Annotated in this window: 15 protein-coding genes; 1 reads left to right on the top strand and 14 read right to left on the bottom strand. The window is 52.4% G+C overall.

All coding sequences use genetic code 11. From position 1 onward, the window contains the following. Nucleotides 1-60 precede the first annotated feature (60 nt). Nucleotides 61-318, top strand: coding sequence for a hypothetical protein (locus tag BN3772_RS03835; RefSeq protein WP_157643539.1), 258 nt, complete (start codon nt 61-63; stop codon nt 316-318). 45 nt (nt 319-363) lie between these two features. Here BN3772_RS03835 and BN3772_RS03830 read toward each other — a convergent pair whose 3' ends face one another. From BN3772_RS03830 to BN3772_RS03760, 14 genes are all read right to left on the bottom strand, one after another. Beyond that, nucleotides 364-1,839 (bottom strand): glycosyltransferase family 4 protein, encoded by a 1,476-nt coding sequence (locus tag BN3772_RS03830; RefSeq protein WP_042196852.1) that lies wholly within the window; start codon nt 1,837-1,839, stop codon nt 364-366. Between the two features lie 390 nt (nt 1,840-2,229). Continuing rightward, entirely contained in the window at nt 2,230-3,363 is a 1,134-nt protein-coding gene (locus tag BN3772_RS03825; RefSeq protein WP_086074385.1) for a CgeB family protein, read from the bottom strand. Between the two features lie 29 nt (nt 3,364-3,392). Further along, nucleotides 3,393-4,490, bottom strand: coding sequence for a CgeB family protein (locus BN3772_RS03820; RefSeq protein ID WP_425280412.1), 1,098 nt, complete (start codon nt 4,488-4,490; stop codon nt 3,393-3,395). A gap of 1,164 nt (nt 4,491-5,654) precedes the next feature. Further along, on the bottom strand, nt 5,655-5,828 hold the full coding sequence (locus BN3772_RS03810) for an aspartyl-phosphate phosphatase Spo0E family protein (protein WP_086074384.1): 174 nt from the start codon (nt 5,826-5,828) through the stop codon (nt 5,655-5,657). A gap of 90 nt (nt 5,829-5,918) precedes the next feature. Further along, complete coding sequence (gene wsfD / locus BN3772_RS03805; RefSeq protein WP_042196848.1) at nt 5,919-7,355, bottom strand: glycan biosynthesis hexose transferase WsfD; 1,437 nt, start codon at nt 7,353-7,355, stop codon at nt 5,919-5,921. Between the two features lie 8 nt (nt 7,356-7,363). Further along, nucleotides 7,364-9,271: an LTA synthase family protein gene (locus tag BN3772_RS03800; protein ID WP_042196844.1), complete on the bottom strand. Its 1,908-nt coding sequence runs from the start codon at nt 9,269-9,271 to the stop codon at nt 7,364-7,366. A gap of 212 nt (nt 9,272-9,483) precedes the next feature. Beyond that, nucleotides 9,484-10,683 carry a hypothetical protein gene (locus BN3772_RS03795; RefSeq protein WP_157643538.1) on the bottom strand — a complete coding sequence of 400 codons (1,200 nt, stop codon included), beginning with the start codon at nt 10,681-10,683 and terminating at the stop codon, nt 9,484-9,486. Continuing rightward, nucleotides 10,680-11,369, bottom strand: a complete 690-nt coding sequence (locus tag BN3772_RS03790) for an RNA polymerase sigma factor (protein ID WP_244444675.1) — start codon at nt 11,367-11,369, stop codon at nt 10,680-10,682. Before BN3772_RS03790 ends, BN3772_RS03795 begins: the two co-directional genes overlap by 4 nt. 304 nt (nt 11,370-11,673) lie before the next feature. Then, a complete protein-coding gene (locus tag BN3772_RS03785; RefSeq protein WP_042196840.1) occupies nt 11,674-12,312 on the bottom strand; it encodes an ABC-2 transporter permease in 639 nt (212 codons plus the stop codon). After that, nucleotides 12,305-13,174 carry an ABC transporter ATP-binding protein gene (locus tag BN3772_RS03780; RefSeq protein ID WP_042196838.1) on the bottom strand — a complete coding sequence of 290 codons (870 nt, stop codon included), beginning with the start codon at nt 13,172-13,174 and terminating at the stop codon, nt 12,305-12,307. Before BN3772_RS03780 ends, BN3772_RS03785 begins: the two co-directional genes overlap by 8 nt. After that, nucleotides 13,171-13,551, bottom strand: coding sequence for a GntR family transcriptional regulator (locus BN3772_RS03775; protein WP_042196836.1), 381 nt, complete (start codon nt 13,549-13,551; stop codon nt 13,171-13,173). Before BN3772_RS03775 ends, BN3772_RS03780 begins: the two co-directional genes overlap by 4 nt. Nucleotides 13,552-13,869: 318 nt before the next feature. Continuing rightward, the gene (locus tag BN3772_RS03770; RefSeq protein ID WP_157643537.1) at nt 13,870-14,322 is read right to left on the bottom strand and encodes a DDE-type integrase/transposase/recombinase; all 453 of its coding nucleotides are present in this window, start codon (nt 14,320-14,322) and stop codon (nt 13,870-13,872) included. A gap of 151 nt (nt 14,323-14,473) precedes the next feature. Next, on the bottom strand, nt 14,474-14,923 hold the full coding sequence (locus tag BN3772_RS03765; RefSeq protein WP_042196833.1) for a hypothetical protein: 450 nt from the start codon (nt 14,921-14,923) through the stop codon (nt 14,474-14,476). 45 nt (nt 14,924-14,968) lie between these two features. Next, nucleotides 14,969-16,084, bottom strand: a 1,116-nt coding sequence (locus tag BN3772_RS03760) for an RHS repeat-associated core domain-containing protein (RefSeq protein WP_244444674.1), incomplete at its 5' end; no start/stop codon positions are given.

Raw genomic sequence — 16,084 nt, 5'->3', positions numbered from 1 at the left:
GGGTTGCCCCTGCCCCGCTATGAGCAGGGGGTATTGATGGCTGGCGGGTGGCGTGGCGCCTTGCCTAAGGCCAAGGCCGGCGAGCAGCACTGCGCCTCGCCTAAGGGCAAGGCCGGCGAGCAGCTTAGCGCCTCGCCTAAAGGCAAGGCCGGCGAGCAGCATTGCGCCTCGCCTAAGGGCAAGGCCGGCGAGCAGCTTTGCGCCTCGCCTAAGGCCAAGGCCGGCGAGCAGCTTTGCGCCTCGCCTAAGGCCAAGGCCGGCGAGCAGCATTGCGCCTCGCCTAAGGGCGGCTGGCGAGCAGCATTACGCCTCGCCTAAGGCCAAGGCCGGCGAGCAGCTTTGCGCCTCGCCTAAGGCCAAGGCCTAGCGGCTGCGCCCCCGCCGCCGGGCCTTCCCGCCGCGGTGCTTGCGCCCGCGGCTGCTCTTCCGGCGCGCGCTGCCGCCCGCGCGCTGCTTGCGTCCCGGGCGCTTGCCGCGGCGCGCCCGGGTTCTGGCGCGGCTCAGCCTGCCGCGCCGGAGCTTCGCGCGCCGCAGCCGTGCTGCGCGGCGCGTCTTGGCCGGCGGCGGAGCTGTGCGCGCCGCCGGTTCGCCTCCGCCCGGTGCCTGAGGCACGGGCGTGGCTGGTGAAGCGCCGCCGGGCTCAGGCGGCGCAAGGCAGTAGCGGAGCTGCCAGCGCTCCGCGAGGCCGAGCAGGCGCGCGCGGTAAGCCGCCGGGCCGTAGACGGCGTCGATGCGCTCGCGCGCCTGGCTGCCGATGGCGGCGGCGAGGCCCGGCTCCGCCAGCAGGCCGTTTACGCGTGCAGCGAGCGCGCCGATATCTGCGGCCGGGGCGAGCAGGCCGCCGCAGCCGGCAGCCTGGAGCACCTCACACAGGCCGCCGGAATCGTAGGCGACGACCGGCTTGCCGAAGGCCATGCCTTCCAGAGCCGTCATACCAAAGCCCTCGCGGATCAGGCTGGGGACAACCAGCAGATCCATTGCACAGTAAGCTGAAGGGAGAGAATCCTCATAGCCGTAGAACTTGAACCGGGAGGTAAGCCCCTCCAGCTTCACCTTGCGTACGCAGCGTTCGTAGTAGCTTTTGTCCCCTGGGGTGCCGATGACCACATATTTTGCTTCCGGATGCTGTTCGCTGACCAGAACTGCCATTTTGACGAAATGCTCCAGACCTTTTTCTTTATTAATGAAGGAAGAAATGTAACCGATCAGAAGCTCCCCGGGATTCACCCGCAGCTCGCGGCGCCGTTCGCCCCGGAGAGTGCTCCAGGCCTCCATCAGCAGCTCCCGGTCGTTCCAGGAAGGCGGGAGCTGCGTAACCTTGCTGCCGCGGATTTCCTGCGGAAAGCAGGCCGCCGCTGTATGGGAGATAGCCAGTATTTCATCACTGTTCCTGTGGATCAGCTCCACACTGATTCCGGTATATTCGTTGTCCGTAATCGTCTCGGAGATTTTCCATACCACCGGAATGCCCAGCGACTTTGCCGCCAGCGCCGGCAGAACATGCACACAGGTGCTGGAAATAATGAATGCCGGCCGGAGTGCGGCAAGCCAGTTTTTCAGCTCCAGATACTCCCGGCCCTCCTGAAATTTGCGGATATCCGCCTCAAGTCCGGCATACGGAGTGTACATTCCGTAGACCAGCGGAATCGGGATTACCTGCACATTCAAGCCGGACCTGCGGGCCTGTTGGGTCAGCTTTCCGTCCTGGGGTGCTACAAGAATGCAATTGAAGTAACAGGACAGCTCGCGGGCGAAGAACAGCAGCAGCTTCTCTGCACCTGTGATGCTGCGGGTATTGGAAACGTGGGAAAAGAGGACGATTGTAGCTTTGTCGGCCATGGTGTATCGGCGCTCCCTGGCAAGGGGCCTCGAGCAGCCATTCACCTCCTTCAAAGTTTTACGAAGCATTAGCTACAGGGCACTTCTTCGCAGTAAAACTTGCTTCGGAAGCATACGCTTAGTTTTACGAAGCATTAGCTACAGGGCACTTCTTCGCAGTAAAACTCGCTTCGGAAGCATACGCTTAGTTTTTCGAAGCATTAGCTACAGAGCATTTGCTACGTTGTATTCCCCTGTCAGCTGCCGTTGCGGTTTGACCGCATACCATCCGCTACAGGGCGAACGTCAAGGTCCAGTACACAGTATATTGGGAGGGAACAGATGCCGGCACGACACCTGTCCCCCGGTAAATGCACATTTTCAAGAAAACGTCCTGCTTGCGGAGAACCTTTAACCGTAGATGACCGTCAGCAGCTGATGCAGGCGTCTGGTGTAGGTATGATCCTTCAATGTCCGCTCGAAGGCGCGCAGAGCCATGTTCCGGCGTTCTTCCTCGTGAGTCAGGTAATAACGGATCTTATCCATCATCTCCTGGGGGCTTGAGAACGTGTCGATCTCCTCACCCACCTTGTAAAAGGTTCCCATGTCATCTCTGGCATCACTCAGCTGCAGCGTACCGGCGGCGGCAATTTCAAACGTGCGCGGATTCGGCGAAGCAGCCGGGATCAGCAGCGCGTTATTGTTGTCCTTCTCGTCGACATGAGCCCGGTGCAGGTTAATGACGATTTTGGAGCCGCTGTAGGTTACCGACGTTTCCTGCGGAGACATCCATTTGCCGATTTCGATCCGGTCCCCGTAGAGCGGAGCTTCCGGCAGGCGGTCCCACCAGATCCCGTTGATGACGGTGTTGTAGCTCATGAGCTCAGGCATAATGTCACGGAAAAAATTGATCCGGTTCCAGTAAGCCGAGCCGATAAAGCTGACATCCCGCTGGATCGGCGAACGTCCGGTTGTCGGACGGTAGTGCTCCCGGTGGGCGGCAAACGGCAGGTAATGCACCTCAGGGCAGCCGAGCCCGCGGTATACCTCCACGCAATTGCGCTCCAGGGTGAACACGTAATCGTAGTGGGCAACGATTTTCATCGTAAAATCGGTGTAATACGGGTCATCCGTTAACCAGATTGCCGTCTTGATTCCTCTGCCCCGCAGCATGGAAATCTGCTCCAGCGGCAGCTCCATTCCGTCCAGCACCAGTACCAGATCCGGCCGCTGCACTGCTGCAAGCTCCGCCAGGTTCTGCCTTACATCCGATACGGTCACCTGGGCCGTCAGTCTTTGCAGTGCAAACAGAACGGCATCATCCAGCGGTGAGTACGGATAACCCTTGCCGGAAGCCACATACAATATATGAAGATTACGCACCGGAATCGGCTCCTCCGGCCGGCCGTCCAGGATGGCGAGCCGTCCGCGCAGGTAGCCCTCGTCATAGCCTGTTTTGAAGCCGGTCAGGCGTCCGCGCAGCTTCTCTTCCTCCGCCGGTGTCCGTGGCAGCGGCGGCGCGGGCATGATAAATTCGTTATTCATGAATAATCGCTCCTTCATCCCTTTGGATTTCACATTTGTGAAGTAAGAACATTCAACAACTCAGGCAGCCTGGCCGTAAAGGTATGCCGGCGCAAGGTCGTCTGCAGGCCCCGGAGCGCAAATTTCCGCCGCTCGTGCTCATGCTTCAGGTAATACTCGATTTTGCGTTTCAGCTCATCCGCTGAGGCAAAGGTCTCCAGATCATGGCCCGGACGGTAATAGCTGCCCAGATCCTCACGGATATCAGTCAGCTGCATCGTTCCGCAGGCGCTGATCTCATAGGTACGGGGATTGATGGAGCGGGACGGCAGCTGAAACGTATTGCGGTTATCCAGCCCGCCTTCCCACGGCCGGTGAATATTGATGACCAGCTTAGCTCCGCTGTAATAATTGGCCGTCTCCTCGGGAGGAATGAAGCCGCTCCTGATAAACGGCGACAGCTCATCGAATTGGCTCAGCCGCTCCCAGAAGCCTCCGGCAATCAGCACTTTTTTCCCCTTAAGAAAAGGGGCCAGCTCATCAAACAGCGCGGTACGGTTGCGGAACGCGTTGCCGATAAACACAATGTCGAAGTCATACTGCGGCCCGGTCCGGCGCGGATAGAACATCTGCGGGTTCACACAGAGAGGAAGATAATGGACTGAGCCGGCTCCCAGCGAGCGATAGAATTCAACACAGCCCAGCTCATGTGTGAAGACATGGTCATAATGCAGGCAGATGACTGAGGTATCCTCGGTAAAATAAGGATCATCCGCAAACCAGATTGCTGTAGCGATACCCATTTTCCGGATTTCATCAATTTGCTCCAGGTGGTTCGCGGGAAACACATGCAGCCCGTTCATGACCAGCACGGCCCCGGGCTGCTCGCGGGCGGCTACCTCAAGCATGGACTCCGGGCTGCTGATAACCACTTCACTGACCAGCAGCTTGATCGCTTCTGTGATTCCTGTATCGATCGCTTCGAACCCCTGCGGGACATACATCAGCTTGAAAGGCCGGCATGCTTCCACCTCCGGAGAATTCAGGCGTTTTACAGCTTCACATAAGCCGAGACGGTATCCCTCCTGATAGCCGTCCCGGTAATCCCGCGGACGCGTTCTTCTCTTTTTTACTTTCACGGCTTTCACCCTGCCCCGTTGTATTCTCAAGACAGTAGTACTATATGCGGAGTCAGCATCCGCCTCATGGACATCTGCCATGCCCGGCAATAAATTGGCATATGCCCCCTGCCAAGCACCCGGGTTGCCCGCACCTTTGCTGATTCCTTCCACTCCCGCCGCGGCCAACACAGCAAAAAAAGCCCCAAACAGCCACACGGCCGCCGGAGCACTCTTAACAAGAGCTATTTCAGGAAACAGGTTAGTTAATGATCCCTCGAACGTTTATGAATAATTAGCCGGATCGAACGTATACAATCAGCTTGGTGGAACGTGTAAAATTCGCTTTATAGAGCTGTGTTAAGCAAAATAATTGGATTTTCGCCACCTAATTCTCCGCTAAACATCGTCCTCAGGTAACTAAGTGGAAAAACGCCACCTAATTCCTCCCAATTTGCTTCAAAAGAGGTGCCGGGGCCAATTTAAGTGGCGTTTTTCCACCTAATGCTCGTAAATGATGATAAAACATGGAATTAGGTAGCAAAAATCCAACTAATATTCCGGAACACCTGATATAGGGTGAATTCACTGCTATTCACTGCTATTCACTGCTATTCACTGCTTCAACTGCTATTCGCCTCCATCCGCTGCCCGGTACCTTCCCCTCGCAAAAATCTGCTCTTACTCCGTTCCCGCAAATTTCGTAATATCTCCGGCGATCAGTTGTAGCGCCTCGTGCTAAATAGCAAGGGGGGGCCTCCACCAGCGGGCCTTTCCCTTCCATCGCTTTTTCTCAACCCAGGCCTCTCCCTTCCGTCACTCCTCCTCCCACCCGTGCTTCTCCCTCCATCAGCCTCCCTCCGCTTCCCGGGCTTCTCCCTTCCATCACTCCTCCTCAACCCGAGCCTCTCCCTTCCATCACTCATCCTCCCACACAGGCCTTTCCCTTCCGTCACTCCTCGTCCCCCCCGTGCTTCTCCTTCCACTAGCCTTCCTCCGCTTCCCGGGCTTCTCCCTTCCATCACTCCTCCTCCATCCGCTCCCTTCCATCAGCCTCCTCCCTTTCCCACGCCCTCCCCGTCCGTTCCTCTGAATTCTCGTTAGCAGCCCCCTGCCTCACAACTCCATAAAAAAAGACATCCGCGCTTAACAAGCGTCAGATGTCCAGGCAATCCCCGTACTGTTCTTCTATAACTAATAAGGCATATCATCTTTGTCGGTAAGGCAACCGGTATATTCATTCAGCAGTGCATCCAGCTTCACGGACTGGCGTAGGACTCTTACATCCTGCACTCCGTATTCAAGCGCCAGCCTGTTTAATTCCTGCCTTGCCTGCTCGATTCTGTCTCTGTGTTCATCATTTTCCATAGCGGCCCCCTTACTCAGATGAGGCTGTAAGCCATTTGTTAAACTTTTACTAAAGTTCCAAACACATTGTATTCGATTATGAACCTTGGGTCAATTCCCCAAAGTCCCATGTTTGCGACTCAAAAGACCTGCAACAATGCGCACAATACCGCCCAACATGACTACAGCCATCATATCAAAGCTGACATTGAACAGGAACAAATGCTTACCGATATCCGCCCGGCCGTCGCCGAGAATCGGCACCAGGAAGGAGAATAGACCAATTAGTCCCAGCAGCATAAGCAGCTCGCCGGCAACCCGTTCGCGGCGCTCTTTTGCCCGGAAATAATGAATCAGCACCCCGGCATAATAGGCCAGATAGAACAGGCTGAGGAACCAGAGGGAGTCCGGAAGAAGCTTGTTTTTGAACTCACTCCAGCCGCTGTAAGTAAAAGCTACTGCGCCTGCAGGCTTACCGAGGCTCTTCTCATAGCTTCCGAGATAATAGGGACGGATGGACATGCTGTTCTGCGCCGCATATTCCATATTATCTATCAGCCGGGACGGGTGCTTCAGATAGAAGAAGAGCACATCCTTATGCGAGATCCGGTCATAAAAATCCGGCGTCAGCGATGGATCATCCTGCTTGATTGCCGTATCCCCCTGAAAATAATTCGTTCCCGCCAGCACCTCAAGCCGCTCCGGCAGCCCGAGATCACGCAGATCGCCCCGCACGTCCGGAGACTCATTCAGAATCCCGAAGAACACAGTCTGATACAGGTTAATATGCTTCAGCTCCTTGGGAGCCGTTACGTAGAGGACTACAGATACGATTGCAACCGCTACAGCGAACCGCCGGGCCAGCTTCCGGAAGCTCCCTTCTCCTTTCAGAGAGCCCATCCGCCAAAAAATCAGCATAAACGCAAGGCCGACCGGCGCATTCTGGATTTTGGAGCAGACGAGAAACAGCACCGCAATGAAGAACAGCGTCAGTCCTTTAGGGGTAGGATGGTCCTGCATCGTCAGTCTCAGTCCCAGTACAAACGTCAGCAGCATGAACACCATCGACACCGGCTCGCCGAACAGCGAATTGAAATAGGCCAGATACCCGATATCGTAAAAAACAAATAATACCCCCGCCCCGAGCAGCAGCCCCATAACAGCGGAGTGCTTAATCCCTAGCTTCACGATCATCCAGGTCGCGGCCAGCAGCAGCACGGAATATACCGCCCCCAGGACGCGGATATCGAAATAACTGCCGTGGACCAGCCCGGCCAGCAGCCGCGGCACAAGCACCAGCAGAATCTGTGAAGACGGGTAGAAGCCCCTGAACAAATGGTCATAGGCAAACTGCGAATGGCTGAAGCTGAAAAAGCGGTCGGCGTAGCTCTCCGCAGCATCATAGTAGTTCAGTCCGATTGTATTCATCATGCGCAAAAAATCGCCATTATCGGCCACCCCGACAAACGGCTGCAGAAACAGCAGGTATAGTATCAGTCCGCCCCCGGCCAGGGTGATCCAGACCTGCGGCTTTAGTAGTCTTTTCATAACTCCTCCTAGCGCTGCGGCAGCAGCTTCACGTATTCATCCGATAAGCCCATCAGCTGCAAAATATAGTTATAATCCTCTTCGTAATCTGCATAGTCCGCTACAGGCTGGAGAGTGTCCAGCGACACGGCTTCGCCGTCAGCAAAGCTTTTGCCCGGAACAAACATAATCTCATCGTTAAAAAACGAGCCGGACGGCATATAATACCGCATCCCGATAACGTTCCGGTCAATATTAAGCAGATCATGCCCGAAGGCTGTAAAGCCCTCATCCTTCAGGTTAAGCCCGAGCAGATTGGCTACCGTCGGCACAATATCAAGCTGCCCTCCGGTACGCTCTACCGTGCTGCCCTCAGTCATACCCGGCACATGCACAATGAGCGGAATATTGAACCGGCTGATCCGCGGATGATACGGTATACCCAGCGCTTCCTCGACCTGCTCCGGCGGCACATCCTGCGGCTGAAGTCCAAAATGGTCCCCGTACAGCACAAGCACCGTGTTATCCCACAAGCCCTGCTGTTTAAGCCCTTCGATTAGTGTACCTACCGCATAGTCGGTATAGTTGATTGCCGTCAGATAATCGCCCAGCATGGTGCCTTCCAGCGTATCCGGCATGGTAATCTTCTTGAAGCTGTCAGGAATCTTGAACGGATGATGGCTCGAAACGGTCACAAGCTGGGCATAGAACGGTATCCCCTTCTTCTGCAGCTGTGCCAGCTCCTCTACAGCGGTGATATACAGCTGCTCGTCCGAGGCGCCAAATGAGTTGAAATGGTCATTGACGAAGTCGTCCTTGTCATAATATCCGTTAAAGTCCAGCGCCGGATACAGCTCATTGCGGTTCCAGAAGCCGGCCTTGTTCACGTGGAAGGTATAGGCTTCATAGCCCTTTGTGCGCAGCAGACGCGGCAGGCTTGGCAGCTCACGGTCACTGAAGCCGGTGGACATCGCCAGTGTGCCGATCGGGTAGATCGAGGTGTTGCTCATAAATTCGGCATCCGAGGTGTTGCCTGGGCCGATCTGCTGATACACCCGCGGAAAATAAAAGCCTTCCCCTGCCAGCTTATTCAGTACAGGCGTCAGCTCCTGCCCGTCCAGTGACTGATGCAGCGGAAAGTTCTGGAATGCCTCCAGCTGAATGACGATGACATTCTTGCCCTTCTGGGAGCCGAAATAGTCCGGCACTGTGCCGGCTGGCTTGCTGCTGTAGGGATAAGACGCTTCCAGCGTGTTCACCTTGGCAACCGTCTCATGAATATCACCTGTGCCGATCAGCCCGTTATCCTCCTGCGCTTTGAGCGCCGCAACCACTTCATAGTTCAGAAATCCGGCGCTTTCTGCCTGCACCAGCTCATTCGTGATGCTGCCTGCAGCATGCACCGAATACGCGGACAGCGTGCCTCCCCCAATAATCGCCACCAATATGACAGCAAGCTGGGTTCTTGAGTAAGCCGTACGTGTAACGCCGCTATAGCTCCGGCCCCTGTAAGAGGGTCCCCGCTGCCATCTGCGCAGCCCTGCATAGACAGCCATCCCTATGAGATCGGCGAAGAACAGATAATCCACCGGCTGGATCGTCGATTCCACACTTTCTTTAACCTGGAACACCTGGTTCAGCTCATACAACGCCAGATAGGTCGGGACCGACCCGAAATGGTTAAAATACACACTGGCTGCAAACAGCAGCAGCGACAGGATAACATTGAAGCTCCAGTAAGCCCCTTGCTTCATCCGCCGGGGCAGCAGAACGGTCAGGATGCCCATAATCAGCAGCACCGGCGCAAGGTCCATGACAATCCATTCCCAGGCAATCTGTTCAAAAAACAGCACCCGCAGCAGCACCAGCTTCAGCCAGATTAGTCCGGCTACAACATAGAACTGCACCGGCAGTAGTCCGGCGTTTTGTTTGTACATAATAATCCCTCTTACTTCCATACCAATTTTCTGTTAACTAAATTCCACATATTTGTAAAAGTTCAGATTTCTCTAGTATAGCAATAGTTGTTTTGTTACGCAAAATAACCCCGCAAAGACTTTGTACGGCCTTCAGCGGACTTTTGCAATAAAAAGACGCAGCCTGCTGCAGGCCTGCGTCTCTTCTTCATCACATATAAATCTCTTCATTATTATAGTGAGTTGGTTTCTCTTTTTACAGAGAAGCTGTACATGACGCCGTCGAGATTGTAAGAGACTTCAATCGCCGGTGCACCGCTGCGGCTCTCAAACGTAACCTTTCCCGGCATTGATCCGTTCTTGACTATCATGTAATCCTCCACCAGGCGGATTCCATACAGTTTGTCTGCGATGGCTGCGGCTGTGCTCTGAAGTATCGCATCGTCCATATTGAGCAGCTGCTCACCCCGTTCCTCGTCATTCCGGGAGTCACCCAGATCCACAAGATTCAGTGCATAATCAGCTACATCCAGAATAGCCCGGGTTGCATAATCGAAGGTTACAAATGTATCTCCGCCCCGGCCGTCGCCGTAATACAGCGTAATTTCATCGCCTGCACCTTCCGTTGTGGAGCGGACAACTCTGGTCAGCTGGTCTGCCAAGCTGCTGAATCTAAGCATTCCGAGTGCTTCCAGTCCGGCTTGTTTAAGCTCCTCACTAACCTGCTTCTGATTTACATTGAAACTGGCCCTGACATAGACTCCGTTCGTAAAGTTAATATCTGCGCCTGCTGCATGAACAACATTGATAACCTGAACCGTCTTATCCGCAGTACGCCCATAAGAAACATAACGTGTTATACCCGTAGCCTGAAATTCCCCTGTATAACCGAGCTTTTGCAGCTTATCGCCAGCTTCATTTATCAGCGTCTTGTCAATATCATCCGCTTCAACGGATGCGCTCATGCTGAACGCGGCCGCTTCCCCCGTTTCCGCATCAATCCAGATGAAGGCATAAGAATCAGACAGCTCGTTCTCTCTGTAGATGAGCTCTGCCTGCCCCGGCATTTTTATCCGGTCCAGCTTTTCAAAGGGTAGCTGCTGACCCAATTGCTCCAGCATCAGCCGTTCAGCAGTCTTCTTTAGCGCTTCATCTGTAGGCTTAACCTGTTCTTCCACAGGGGCCTTAACCCCTGCGGGGGTTTCTCTGCCGAGAGGTCCGTTCTTCAGATAAAAAGCTCCGGCCAGCAATAAGAGGATAAGGGCAGCCATAACCGCCACCCTGGGCATGCGCCGGGAGCGGGGAGGGGCCGGCTCCGCTTCCGCACGCAATCTCCGCATCACCCGCTCGGCAGAGGAATCGGTAAACCTGGCCTCTTGGAACGGCCCCTTACGGGCCTGCTCATACCACTGCGGCTCACGTTCATCCATCATTGTAACCCCCTTAGTTTATTCTGGATTTTACGGCGTGCCCGGTGCAGCCGCGATTTGACTGTTCCCGGCGGCAGCTCAGTCAGTGCGGCAATTTCATGGATCGACAGCCCAGTCTTCAGATCCAGCACCAGCACCTCACGCAGCTTATCCGGCAGCTTCATAATGAGGCTCCAGATGTCCCGTATCTGCTGGTTGCCCATATACTCCATCTCTGCCGAGCGTACGGTCCCGAACAGCGGCTCATCTTCCGGTTCTGCCCCCTCGTGCTCCCGGGAAGCCGGCGTAATGCTCTGCACCCCGCCCCATAAGCCGGTACGGAAAAAGCGTGACTTGCGGTAAGAGAACGCTGTATTCCGTGCAATCGCGAGCAGCCAGGCCTTCAGGCTGGCTGTTCCCTTGTACGTGCCGATCCGGTAGAAGCATTTAATAAATACCTCCTGCGTAAGCTCCTCCGCCTGCTCCGTGTTTTTAGTTAGATAGTAGATATAATTCCAGATATCATTACCGTACAGGCTCATAATCTGCCGCAGCTGGTCTTCGTCCATCGCTTCAGCAGACTTCAGCTTATCCTCCAGCTCAGTCCTCTGCTCATCATTCGACCGGACCATCAGCCCACTCTTGAATTTATCCTTCCGTCCATTCAGCTCCAAGCGCTTCACCTCACTTAATACGACCCCAATAATCAAGGAATGGTTCCCTTTATTTACTATTAAGTATATCTCGTCCCTGCTTAATTGCACTCTGTACACTTAAAACGCCACTTTTTCCGCCCAAAGCCCGTTTAAGTGTATTCCGTGCAACTATACTGGGCCAATATTGCTTTTTGGGTCGATTCAGAGTGAGTTTAGTTGCAGGCTTTGCGGAGAAAGGTTTCAGCGAGTTCAGCCAGTTAAGTTACATTACCGAAGCCAAAAAGACCCCCGGCTTCTCCAGAGGTCATCGCATTGTTTATATAGCACTACTTTTGCAAGCAATGCGGGCTTTTGTACACTAAATGTCCTTGGCAGTGAACACCCGCAGCGAGATCAGGTAGGAGCAGAATAGAATCAGTACATAACCAAGGACAGCAATTACCGGAAGCAGCAGACTGTCCGCCTTTCCGCTGCTCACCCATTCCGCCAGTCCGGGAAACCATTCCATCAGCTGTTTTATTGCAGCGAAATTAAGCATAATCAGCATGATAAACACCATATTGACCACCTGTGTTCCTTTGCGGCCCAGCCAGTAATGAAGCGGAAGGTAGAAGGAGGCGAGCAGCGGGAATCCGGCGATGCATAGCAGCAGCTCCCTCCAGGCAAGCGGCTCAGTGGTCCGGCCGACTGAGAAGGCGATGAAATATAGCAGAACGGTGCAGGCGAAGCTTAGCACGGAGTAAGGCAGCATGGCCAAATATTTGGCCAGTACAATTTGCTGTCTCGGAACAGGCAGGCTGACCAGGAATTTCTGGTTATTCTGCTGTACATCCATTGTGCAGGTATTAATCAGGAGCAGCATGGCCGGGAGCAGGGCGAACACGGTGTAGTTATCAAAGTTCGTAAAGCCCATGACCATATAGTATGGGATCAGCAGCAGAATGAACTTTTGCACAATAATGAGATCTTTGCGGATGAGATGAAATGAATTATACACGCAGCTCACTCCCTTTTACCGAGAAATACATAATTTCCTCCAGCGTAGGTGTCTCGCAGATAGCCGTGTCCTTAAAGTACCGCTCGCCCTCTGCACGGTTGCCCATCAGCCCTTCAAAGCCGTGTGCGCTCTCGCGGATTCCCAGGAACAGGCGCCGGGTGTCGCGGTCGAGCAGCTCCTTGCCGCCTTTAACGAGCAGATATTTCTCCGCCAGTGCTTCCTTCATCTCATCAAACACAATCCGCCCGTCATTCACAAATACAATATAGTCAGCAATCCGGTCAAGATCGGTCGTGTTATGGGTGGAGAACAGAATGGATTTTTTCTCGTCCTGGATGTGTTCCGTTAACAGATCCAGCAGCTCCCGGCGGAATACCGGATCAAGCCCTGACGTAGGTTCGTCCATAATAAGCAGATCTGCACTGTGGGATAGAGCGATGGCGAGTGAAAATTTGATTTTCATCCCCTTGGACAGATCCCTGATCTTCTTGCCCGGAGACAGCCTGAACAGCTCCTGGTACTTCACATATGTATCCTCATTCCAGCGGCTGTAGAAGGGGGCGATTACCTTTTTCATCTGCTTGACCGTAAGCTGCTCGTAGTAAATATTCTCGTCCGACACATAGCCGATCCGTTCCTTAACCGCCGGCACCTGCTCTTTATTCTGCCCGCCGAACAATTGAACGTCACCCCGGTCCGGGCGGACCATGCCCATGATCATCTGGATTAGCGTGGTTTTGCCAGCGCCGTTCGGGCCGATCAGTCCGGTAATATAGCCTTCCTTAATCCCCAGCGAAATGTCCTGCAGCGCAAAAGTCCCATAGCTCTTATGTACATGCTCCAGCCTGATACAATCGCTCATTCCTGCTCCTCCTCGTAGATAAGTTTCAGCATCTCTGTCAGCTCTCCATAAGACAGCCCCAGCTGCCTGCTCTCCTCAATAACTTCCTTCAGCTTCAGCTCCAGTATCCGCAGCCGCTGCTCCTTGATGAATTCCTGATCCGCCCCGGATACAAAAGAGCCCTTCCCGACGATCGAGTTGATCAGACCCTCCCGCTCCAGCTCCTCGTAAGCCCGTTTGGTCGTGATCACGCTGATCTGCAGCTCCTTCGCCAGCTGGCGGATGGACGGCAGAGGTGTCCCGGCTCCCAGCTCCCCTTGCAGAATCAGCTGCCGGATCTGCGTCACAATCTGGGCATAGATCGGCTCTCCTGATGTACTTGATATCAAAATGTTCATGCTGCGGCACCATCATCCTTCGGTGTAATGTGTTTAATGTATATATTTAATATATACATTATATGAGGTTGGGTGTCAAATACAAACATCACTCAGTCTTTTAGGAAAAAGAAAAGCCACATGGAGTGGATGGTCACCCCCCCAATTAGTAGACATTGAAAAAAATACCTAAGCAGCAAACTGGCGTCAGTAATCTACCGACGTCAGTTTGTTTAATTTACGCTGTGGTCGTCTTCGGTTGTAAAATTGAATGTATTTCTTCATTCATTTTTGTGCATCCGCCATTTTGTGGATATTATAAGGGTAGAGCACTTCCGTTTAGTGATGCGAGAAGAAGCTCTCCATAGAGGCATTGTCTACGCAATTGACCCGGCGTGACATGCTGATTTGGGCGCCAACCTTTGGCAGCATGTCATGGTATGCATGAGACGTGTACTGGAATCCCTGGTCGCTGTGAACGACCACTCCGGTCACGTCTTTTCGCTTGGCAAATGCTTTGGTAAACGTTTGTAGAACGAATTCGTTATCTTTACGTTCACTTAACTGGTAGGCAACAATCTCGTTGTTGGGCAGCTCTTTTATAGCCGAGAGATACAGCCAGCGTTCACCTACCCGGTATAGGGTCACATCCGTTACCCATTTCTGCTTAGGTTTCGCTGCCGTAAAGTCTCGCTTCAGCAGGTTCTCTGCCACGCGATCTCCAGCCTGGTTCGTTCCGTTCCACCTGCATTTCCGGCGAACCCTGTTCAGGAGACGCCCAAGAGTTGGCACAATTCCGCAATTCCCCCTAGGCTCACGGCTTGCTCGATGAGTTTAACGCGTTCTTCCTTACCTCCTGCATCCAGATTTCCAAGCATTTTTTTACATTATGCAAAAACAAAGACACAAAACGAAATGAATCGTTTTGTGTCTTTGTTTTAATTCAGCCGATGATCTCCCCTTTCCAATATTTTCTTAAAATCGGAATAAGGGATTTTCTGTATTTCATATATATACTATGATCTTCAAAAACAACTATACTTCGCCCAGTTACAGCCTGTTGAGTAGAAATGCACAAAAAAGTTGCAGTTCCATGACCCGCAAAAGGAGCATAAATTACTACTCCGACTTCTTTTACCTCATCCCATTTAATAAATTTTTTTTTAAATAATGATTGAAATCCAACACCCTCATTATTAAAATATACTTTCTTATCAAACAACATAAGATAACAATGTGGTACCACTGCCAATAACCAAATTAAAATCACAATCATATTCATACTTTTGCTTAAGTCACCATACTTTAAAAGAACAATCGGAGCAAATGACAACGCGCAAAAGTATGCAATCCCTAATAATATAACCTTATTGCTAACATATAAAATCCTCACTATATAAATTACACCTCTTGTAAAATATTATTTTGCTACAGAGTATCAATCTTTTTGTACCCTAATTACTGTTCCATCCGCTTTTGTATATGATTGCTTAGCGTTTTGAGTTGGTACTTGATTTACATTTACCACTACAGTTTGGACAACTTGATTATTAACTAAATAGACCAATGTATTTGAAGAAGCACTATATACAACAGTGGCAGTATAGTCAATAGTAGAATTTGTATTGCCCATTTTCACTGCCGCTTTATAAACACTAGATATAGAAGTATCAAGTACTGTTTCATTTCCACTTTTCAACGCATTTAATGCAATGCCCTCAAATATTTTCTTTGTTGCATCTTCAAATGATTTCATTACTACTGCTGTTGCGCCACCTAATACACCAGATGCCGCTCCAATTCCTGCATTAATCAGAATACTTTGAACATTTAGATCACTTGTCGCACTTTTGCCTTTAGCAAGATTGTTTCCTGCCTGATTTACAACATCACCCGCAGCTCCGCCCAATGCTCCTGCAGCAATTGAAAGAGAAATCACAAACGTCGCTCCACCAGTAGCAAGAGTCAAATCCAGGGCTGCCCCTCCAATAGCCCCTGTCACAGCCCCTCCGGCTATACCTGCCTTAATATTGGTTTTTTGTATAGCAGCGGTAATACCTCCAACAATACCACCGAGTATTGCTCCTGTAATTGTTCCTACAAAGTGTCCCGTTGGATCGTTGTAAATCAACGGATTATTATGCACATACGTATAAAGATTCTGACTCAGCGGATTATCAATCTGCCCCTCATACGTATCCTCATTTAAAAACCGTCCGATACTTGGATCATAATACCGTGCCCGCAGATAGTAAAGTCCAGTCTCCGCATCAAAGGTTTCACCCGCGTACTTAAATGAGTTAGAAATCTCTTCTTTCTGGCTCGTGATGGTTCCCCAGGCATCATAGCTGTAGTAGTTCTTCACCGTGCCGCTTGAATCCACGATCTGAACCACGTCACCATGACCGTTATATAGATAGTAATAGTCTTTGTTGGCTATCTTATCCTTCTTCGCCAGCAGCCGGTCTCCGCGAACATAGCTTGCGCGTTCCACCACAGTGGTTCCATTCAGTTTCTCCTCCGAGATTACTTGACCATTCAGGTTATAATTCAC

The sequence above is a fragment of the Paenibacillus camerounensis genome (genome assembly GCF_000723885.1).
GTDB lineage: Bacteria > Bacillota > Bacilli > Paenibacillales > Paenibacillaceae > Paenibacillus_AQ > Paenibacillus_AQ camerounensis.
The sequence above is the reverse complement of the archived record's forward strand: the minus strand, read 5'-3'. Positions and strand labels throughout refer to the sequence as shown.

Coding starts and splice junctions, on each gene's coding strand:
- BN3772_RS03830 (WP_042196852.1), bottom strand. CDS start 1,839: ATGGCCGACAAAGCTACAATCGTCCTCTTTTCCCACGTTTCCAATACC.
- BN3772_RS03825 (WP_086074385.1), bottom strand. CDS start 3,363: ATGAATAACGAATTTATCATGCCCGCGCCGCCGCTGCCACGGACACCG.
- BN3772_RS03810 (WP_086074384.1), bottom strand. CDS start 5,828: ATGGAAAATGATGAACACAGAGACAGAATCGAGCAGGCAAGGCAGGAA.
- wsfD (WP_042196848.1), bottom strand. CDS start 7,355: ATGAAAAGACTACTAAAGCCGCAGGTCTGGATCACCCTGGCCGGGGGC.
- BN3772_RS03800 (WP_042196844.1), bottom strand. CDS start 9,271: ATGTACAAACAAAACGCCGGACTACTGCCGGTGCAGTTCTATGTTGTA.
- BN3772_RS03795 (WP_157643538.1), bottom strand. CDS start 10,683: ATGATGGATGAACGTGAGCCGCAGTGGTATGAGCAGGCCCGTAAGGGG.
- BN3772_RS03780 (WP_042196838.1), bottom strand. CDS start 13,174: ATGAGCGATTGTATCAGGCTGGAGCATGTACATAAGAGCTATGGGACT.
- BN3772_RS03775 (WP_042196836.1), bottom strand. CDS start 13,551: ATGAACATTTTGATATCAAGTACATCAGGAGAGCCGATCTATGCCCAG.